Genomic DNA, 5,846 nt, shown 5'->3' on the forward strand with positions numbered 1-5,846 from the left:
TGGCCGCCGGGCTGCTCGCCGCGACCGCGCTGCCGGGCCAGCGGGCCGGGCTGCCGCTCACGCTGCTGCTCCTGGCCGCTCTCGTGCTCCTCGTCCGCGCCCGCCGCGGCCGGCCCCGCGCCGCCCTGGACCGGGTGCTCCTGCTGCCCGCCGCCGGCCTGTCGCTCGTGCCGGCGCTGCGGGCCGAGCCCCTGCTCGTGGTCCTCGCGACCCTGACCGTCCTCGGGCTGCTCGCCGTGGTCGGCTTCGAGCGCACCCGCTGGGCGGGGCTCGTCGTGGCACCGGCGTTGCTCCCGGCGGCGGCCGTCCGCGGGACGGCGTGGCTGGTCAGCAAGCCCCCCGTCGACGTCCGCCGCCCCCGCCACACGGGCGCCTGGCTCGTCGGGGCCGGCTCCGCCGCGGTCGTCGTGGTCGTCCTCGTCGGGCTGCTCGCCTCGGCCGACGCCGCGTTCGCCAGGGTCGTCACCCTGCCGGTGCCGGACGGCCTGCCCGGCCGGCTGCTGCTCGGCGCCCTCGTCGCGGCCCTGCTGCTCGGCCTGGCCACGGCCGGGGCCCCGCCGTCGGCGGAGCGGTCGCGTCCGGGCCGTGCCGCCGCGGCGGTGGAGTGGGTGCTGCCGCTGCTCGGCGCGGACCTGGTGCTCGCGGTCTTCCTCGGGGTGCAGGGCGCGGTCCTGCTCGACCCGGAGGCGGCGCTCGCCGGCACGGGCGTCACCCCGGCGGCGTGGGCGCGGGAGGGGTTCGGGCAGCTGGTCGTCGTCACCGGCCTGGTCCTGCTCACGCTCGGCTGGGCGGTCCGCCGCAGCGACCCCGCGGTGCCCGTGCAGCGACGGCTCCTGCTCGGCGGGGGCGGGCTGCTCGCCGTCCTCGCCCTCGGTGTGGTGGCCGTCGCGGATGGCGCTGTACGCCGACCGGTTCGGCGGCACGACGCTGCGGCTCTACGTCGTCGTGTTCGAGCTGTGGCTGGCCCTGGTCGTCGTGCTCGTCGCGGCGGCCTGGCTCCGGGGCCGGGCCGAGGGGCTGCCGCGGGCCGTGCTCGCCACCGCGGCCTGGCTGCTCCTTGCGCTGGCCGCCGCAGGGCCGGACGCGGTGGTGGCCCGCTACGACGTCGACCGCCTGGCCCGGACCGGGCTCGTCGACACGGCCTACCTGGCCGGCCTGTCGGCCGACGCGGTGCCGGCGCTGCTCGCGCTGCCCGAGCCGGAGCGCTCGCAGGCGCTGGCCGGCCGGGAGCCGCACGACGACCCCTGGTGGGCGGTCAACGCCTCCCGGCTGCGGGCCGACGCGCTGCTGGGCTGAGCGCGAGCGGCACGTGCGGCACCGGCGACCGTCCGCGCAGGCCGGCGGCGGTCAACTCAGGCCGGCGGTCAGCGCAGGTCGGCGACCGTCAGGACGGGACGGTCGCCGGCTGCGGGTGGCGCAGCCCCGGGTGGCCGGCGGCGGCGAGGCGGGCGCGGACGGTCCGCCAGCTCAGCGCGACGCACGCCGCCACGAGCGGCCACGACAGCACCGCCTGGGCCAGCCCGAGCGCGACCACGGACCCGGACAGCCACAGCGCGCCGAAGACCACGGTCCGCAGGACGTACGTGCCCACCCACCACCACGAGGCCGCCGCGTAGGCCCGCCGCAGCACCGGGTCGCGTCGCCACCGGCCGCGCTGCCGCAGCGCGGCCCCGACCACGACGCCGAGCAGCGGCCGGCGCACCCACACCGAGACGGTCCAGACCAGCGCGGACACCACGTTGCTGAGCAGCCGGACGAGGAAGAAGTCCTCGGCCTGCCCGGTGCGGGCCGCGACCAGCGCCCCCACCAGCACCCCGGTGAGCCCCAGCAGCGCCGCGCGGGGCTGACGCCGGCGCAGCAGCCGCCACGCCGACACGAGCACGGCCACCCCGACCGCCGCGGCGATGGCGACCGTCAGCTCGCTGCCGCCCAGCAGCCACCCGGCCGCGAACCCGAGCGCGGGCAGCGTCGCGTCGACGGCACCGGACCGCCCGCCGAGCAGCTCGGGCAGCGACGGCTCGCGCGTCCCGACCCCCGGCTCCACCCCGCCATCATCCCAGCGACGGCTCAGCTGCTCTCGCGCACCACCAGCGTCGTGGGCAGGACCTCCTGCACCGGCTCGGTGCCGCCGTCGAGCCGGTCGAGCAGGAGCCGGGCCATCCGCCGGCCCATGAGCTCGCTCTCCTGGCGCACCGTGGTCAGCGGCGGCCGGGCCGTCGCGGCGGCGGGGATGTCGTCGAAGCCGACGACGGCCACGTCGTCGGGAACCCGGCGGCCCGCCGCGGCCAGCGCGTCGAGGGCGCCGAGAGCGCTGAGGTCGTTGGCGCAGAACACCGCGTCGAGGTCGGGGTGGCGGGCGAGGAGCTGCTCGGTCGCGGCGCGGCCCTCCTCCTCGCGGAACCGGCCGGGGGCGGTGAGGTCGTCGCCGTGGGGCAGGTCGGCCTCCCGCAGCGCCTGCCGCCAGCCCTCGGCGCGGTCGAACCCCGCGGCCATGTCCAGGTCGCCGGTGATCGTGGCCACGCACCGCCGGCCCCGCTCGAGCAGGTGCTCCACCGCGGCCCGGGCGCCGCCTACGGAGTCGGAGTCCACCCACGTGGTGTGCTCCGCCGGGCCGCGCGCGGGCATGCGCCCGGCGAAGACGACGCGGGCGCCCACGGCGTCGAGCTCCTCGGCCAGCCCCGGGTCGCTGTGGCCGTAGGCGAGCAGCAGGCCGTCCAGCCGGGTGGCGGCGAACTCCAGCAGCCGGCTGCGCTCGCTGGAGTCCGACACCAGGCTGAGCACGAGGGCGTGGTCGGAGCCGGTGAGCTCGTGGTGCATGCCACGGACCAGCTGGGCGAAGTACGGGTCGGTGAAGAGCCGGTCGTCGTCCTCGTTGACCGCGAACCCGACGAGCCCGCTCCTTCCGGTCACCAGGCTGCGGGCGGACAGGTTGGGCCGGTAGCCGAGCTGCGCCGCGGCGGCGCGGACGGAGGTGCTGGCGACCTGCGACACCTTGGGCGAGCCGGACAGGACCCTGCTCGCGGTGCCGCGGCTCACCCCGGCGGCCGCGGCCACCATCTCGAGCGTCACCCGTCCGGGCACCGTGTTCGCCATGGGGGCCAGTGTGCTGCTCGCGCGGGCACCGGCGGGGCGGGACGGGCTGGCAGGCTGCCCGCATGTCCCAGCTGCTGCACCAGGGGTGGACCGTCCGGCCGGACGGCGGGCCCGTCCCCGAGCACGTCCTGGCCGCCGGCCCCGTCCCGGCCACGGTCCCCGGGACCGTCCACACGGACCTGCTCGCCTCGGGCCTCGTCCCGGACCCGTACCTGGACGACCACGAGCGGCTGCTCGCCTGGGTCGGCCTGACGGACTGGGTGTACGAGACCACCGTGGTGCTGGGCCCGGTCGACGGGGACCGCCGCAGCCTGGTGTGGCACGGCCTGGACACCGTGGCCACCGTGCGCGTCGACGGCCACGTCGTGCTCGAGGCCGCCGACCAGCACCGCACCCACGTCCTGGACGTCACCGACGTGCTCGGCGAGGGAGAGCACGTGGTGCAGGTCCGCTTCGCCAGCGCGGTCCGCTACGCCGACGCCCAGCAGCAGGTCCTGGGCTCCCGCCCCCACGTCAACGACCACCCGTACAACGCGGTGCGGAAGATGGCGTGCAACTTCGGCTGGGACTGGGGCCCCGACCTGGTCACCGCGGGGATCTGGCGGCCCGTGGAGCTCGTCGACTGGTCGGTGGCCCGGGTGGCGGGCGTCCGGCCCACGACGACGCTCACGGCGGACGGCGGGCACCTCGAGGTGGCCGTCGACCTCGACCTGGCCCCTCAGGCCCTCGGGGTCCCCGGCGCCGACGGTCCTGAGCCCGACGCGCCGGCGGTCGTCCGCGTCTCCGTCGCCGCCGACCACCACCTCGGGCAGTCGGCCGCGACCCGGTTGGAGCCCGGCACGAGCACCGTGCGGCTCGGTCTCGACGTCCCCGGCGCCCTGCCCTGGTGGCCGCGCAGCCACGGCGAGCAGCCGCTGTCGGACCTCACGGTCGACGTCATGGTGGGCGACCGGGTGCTGTCCACCTGGACGGGGCGCGTGGGCTTCCGCGAGGTGGCCTGGGTCAGCGAGCCCGACGACCACGGCACGTCGTTCCGGCTGGTCGTCAACGGCGAGCCGGTGCTCGTGCGCGGGGTCAACTGGATCCCCGACGACGCGTTCCCGCACCGGGTCGACCGCGCCCGCTACGCCGAGCGGCTCGCCCAGGCCGTCGACGCCGGGTGCAACCTGGTCCGGGTGTGGGGCGGCGGGACCTACGAGGACGACGCGTTCTACGCGGAGTGCGACGAGCGCGGCCTCCTGGTCTGGCAGGACGTCCTATTCGCGTGCGCGTCCTACGCGGAGGAGGAGCCGCTGCGCTCGGAGGTGCTCGCCGAGGTGCGGGACAACGCCGCGCGGCTCGCGCACCACCCGAGCCTCGTGCTCTGGTGCGGCGGCAACGAGAACCTGTGGGGCTTCGTCGACTGGGACTGGGAGGCCCGCCTGGACGGCAAGACCTGGGGCGCCGGCTACGTCCACGACCTGCTGCCGGCGCTGCTCGCCGAGCTCGACCCCGCGCGGCCGTACGTCCCGGGGAGCCCCTTCTCGCCGAGGGGCCCCGGCGGCGAGGAGCGGCACCCCAACGACCCGGACCACGGCGCGATGCACGTCTGGGACGTGTGGAACGAGCGGGACTGGACGGCGTTCCGGGAGCACCGTCCCCGCTTCGCCGCGGAGTTCGGCTGGCAGGGCCCGCCCACCTGGTCGACCCTCGTGCGGGCCGTCAGCGACGACCCCCTGACGCCCGAGTCGCCCGGGATGCTCGTGCACCAGAAGGCCATGGAGGGCCAGCGCAAGCTCGAGCGCGGCCTGGTCCCGCACCTGCGGGTCCCCGACGGGATGCGGGACTGGCACTGGGCGATGTCGCTCAACCAGGCGCGCGCCGTCCGGACCGCGGTGGAGCACCTGCGCAGCCTCGCGCCGGTGTGCGCCGGCAGCGTCGTGTGGCAGCTCAACGACTGCTGGCCGGTGACCTCGTGGGCCGCGGTCGACGGGGACGGCCGCGCCAAGCCCACCCTGCACGCCCTGCGTCACGCCCACGCCGACCGGCTCGTCACCGTGCAGCCGCGTGACGGCGGGCTCGCGGCGGTGCTGGTCGGCGACAGCGCGGAGCCCTGGGAGGGGACCCTCGTGCTGCGGCGGCTCGCGCTGGACGGCACCGAGCTCGCCCGGCACGAGGAGCCGGTCGCCGTCGCGGCCCGCTCGGTGCTGTCCGTCGCCGTGCCCGCCGCGCTCGCGACACCGCAGGACCCGGCGGGGGAGGTGCTCGTCGTCGACGCCCCGGGCGCGCGCGGCTGGTGGACCTTCGTCGAGGACCGCGACCTCGCGCTGATGGTCGACGGCGCGCTCACCGGCACGGTCGAGCGCGCGCCCGACGGCTACACGGTCCGCGTCGAGGCGGCGGCCCTGGTCAAGGACGTCGCGCTGCTCGTCGACGTCGTCGACCCGGACGCGGTCGTCGACGACGGCCTGCTCACCCTGCTGCCGGGGGAGCGGGCGACGTTCCGCGTCCGGTGCCGCGAGCTGGAGGACCCGGAGGCCCTGCTGTCCCCGCACGTGCTCCGCAGCGTCAACCAGCTCGTCGGCCGCACGGTCGATCGGACCGCCGTCCCGTGAGCACCTGGGCGTTCGTCGGGGACTCCGTCACGGCCGCCCGGCGCGACCCCGCCTGCCCCGACGACCTGGGCCGCGGCTGGGTGGCCGACGTGGCCGGCCGGCTGCGCGCGGCGGACCCGGCGGCGCGCGTGCTCAACCTCGGCGTGTCCGGGGACAAGT

3 protein-coding genes and 1 pseudogene are annotated in these 5,846 nt (G+C 77.4%); 2 read left to right on the forward strand and 2 right to left on the reverse strand.

From position 1 onward, the window contains the following. Positions 1-197: 197 nt before the first annotated feature. A pseudogene (locus WCS02_RS16455) lies at positions 198-1,296 on the forward strand (DUF4153 domain-containing protein). Positions 1,297-1,384: 88 nt separating this feature from the next. Here WCS02_RS16455 and WCS02_RS16460 read toward each other — a convergent pair. Together WCS02_RS16460 and WCS02_RS16465 are read right to left on the reverse strand one after the other, a co-directional pair. Further along, a complete protein-coding gene (locus WCS02_RS16460; RefSeq protein ID WP_340295201.1) occupies positions 1,385-2,044 on the reverse strand; it encodes a DUF3159 domain-containing protein in 660 nt (219 codons plus the stop codon). Between the two features lie 23 nt (positions 2,045-2,067). Next, the gene (locus tag WCS02_RS16465) at positions 2,068-3,093 is read right to left on the reverse strand and encodes a LacI family DNA-binding transcriptional regulator (protein ID WP_340295203.1); all 1,026 of its coding nucleotides are present in this window, start codon (positions 3,091-3,093) and stop codon (positions 2,068-2,070) included. A gap of 62 nt (positions 3,094-3,155) precedes the next feature. Here WCS02_RS16465 and WCS02_RS16470 point away from each other — a divergent pair, with 62 nt between their 5' ends. Beyond that, positions 3,156-5,687: a glycoside hydrolase family 2 protein gene (locus tag WCS02_RS16470; protein WP_340295205.1), complete on the forward strand. Its 2,532-nt coding sequence runs from the start codon at positions 3,156-3,158 to the stop codon at positions 5,685-5,687. The last annotated feature ends 159 nt before the right edge of the window (positions 5,688-5,846 follow it).

Origin of the sequence: Aquipuribacter hungaricus, assembly GCF_037860755.1 — a bacterium.
In the GTDB taxonomy this organism is placed as follows: Bacteria; Actinomycetota; Actinomycetes; order Actinomycetales; family JBBAYJ01; genus Aquipuribacter; species Aquipuribacter hungaricus.